Source organism: Sporosarcina beigongshangi (genome assembly GCF_033485195.1).
Lineage (GTDB): Bacteria > Bacillota > Bacilli > Bacillales_A > Planococcaceae > Sporosarcina > Sporosarcina beigongshangi.
This window is the reverse complement of sequence record NZ_JAWLIR010000042.1, coordinates 1-1,800: the sequence shown is the minus strand read 5'-3', so window position 1 is coordinate 1,800 and position 1,800 is coordinate 1. Positions and strand designations below refer to the sequence as shown.

General features: G+C 39.7%; 1 protein-coding gene and 1 riboswitch. The gene reads right to left on the bottom strand.

Annotation, left to right across the window (positions count from 1 at the left end; genetic code table 11):
- Positions 1-199 precede the first annotated feature (199 nt).
- Positions 200-1,525: an NCS2 family permease gene (locus R2B77_RS15485; RefSeq protein ID WP_203249028.1), complete on the bottom strand. Its 1,326-nt coding sequence runs from the start codon at positions 1,523-1,525 to the stop codon at positions 200-202.
- A 93-nt stretch (positions 1,526-1,618) separates the two neighbouring features.
- Positions 1,619-1,720: riboswitch (purine riboswitch) on the bottom strand.
- Positions 1,721-1,800 lie beyond the last annotated feature (80 nt).

Below are 1,800 nucleotides of genomic sequence, written 5' to 3'. Positions count from 1 at the left end.
TGCTGTTCAGTTTTCAAGGTTCACTTGGTATAAATCGCTGTCGTTTTTTGTCGTTCTCGTCGACTGCTTAATTAATATACCACCCTTAAAAATCAAAGTCAATAGTTTTGTAAAGTTTTTATTAATCTTTGTTAAGCCTTTATTAAAAAACGGCCCCCTTATCACTTAAGGGAACCGTTTCTACTATAATAAGTGTGCTTTATTTAATAAAGATAAAATACAATACAAAAATGACCCATAGGCCGTACATAATAGGATGAATTTCTTTCTTCCGTCCACTCAAAATCATCGTGATTGGATAGAAAATGAAACCAATCGCTATCCCTGTTGCGATGCTGTACGTAAGTGGCATTGCGATAATTGTAAAGAAAGCAGGGACTGCAATTTCAAACTTTGTCCATTCAATATTACCCAACGTTGCTACCATCAGCACTCCAACAATAATTAACGCAGGGGCAGTCACTTCAGAAGTGATGACAAACAATAATGGTGAAAAGAACAAAGCAAGTAAGAATAGTATACCCGTCACAATGGAAGCAAACCCTGTTCTTGCACCTGCAGCGACTCCCGCTGATGATTCAATGTAAGAAGTTGTTGTCGACGTTCCAAAAACTGAACCTGTTACAGTTGCCAATGAATCTGCAAGAAGCGCTTTACCAGCCCGCGGTAACTTATCATCTTTCATCAGTCCTGCCTGATTAGCAACCGCCACGAGTGTACCCGCGGTATCAAAGAAGTCTACGAATAAGAACGTAATGACAATGACAAGAAATTGTGTTGTAAACAAGGAAGCCGGATCCGCATCGAATGCAGCTCCGAATGTAGGCGCTACACTTGGTACTTTATCGACAATTTTTTCAGGTAGGTTAATCAAACCAACAACCATTCCTACAATAGTAGTTGCGATCATACCGTAAAAAATTGCACCATTAATTTTCCGCACCATCATAGCCACTGTTATGACAAGACCAAAAATAGCAAGTAAAGTCGGACCTCGGGAAAGATCTCCTAGCGTAACGAGTGTATTTGGATCAGCAACAATAATTTTTGCATTTTGAAGTCCGAGGAATGTGATAAATAATCCAATCCCAGCTCCCACTGCAAATTTAAGTTGCGTAGGGATTGCATTAATAATAATTTCACGTAAGCCGGTAAGTGATAAGACAATAAAAATAAGACCAGAAAATAACACACCTGTCAATGCTGTTTGCCATGGAATACCCATTCCCAATACAACGGAAAAGGCGAAAAACGCATTCAATCCCATACCTGGCGCTAACCCAATTGGATACCTTGCAATAAGACCCATAAATAGTGAACCTACAGCTGCTGCAAGCGCAGTTGCTACGAATACTGCACCTTTGTCCATACGCATTGCGTCCGGTAAATCCGGTACAGCATCAAGAGACAGCATTAGTGGGTTGACGACAAGGATGTATGCCATCGCTAAAAACGTAGTCAGTCCCCCGATAATTTCTCTACGGTAATTCGTACCTAACTTGTCAAACTCAAAATACTTTTTCATTATAACCATCCTTTAAATAAATTTTTCAAATAAAAAAAGAAGTATACGCTGTTACACCGTATACTTCCCATAACAAAACCAAACAGAAGGGATATCCCCTCTATCTAGAATCGTAGTCGAAACATTTAAGGTGTCTCGGTAGAAACTTCTGGGCCATATCCCCAGCTTTATACGATAACTTCTATTTTATTCAGCAAAAGACTCCCACTTCCATAGGTGGAGAGATTAACGTGATTTTGTTCCTTGCTCAAGGAGTATTCAAACACCCGCTGAAC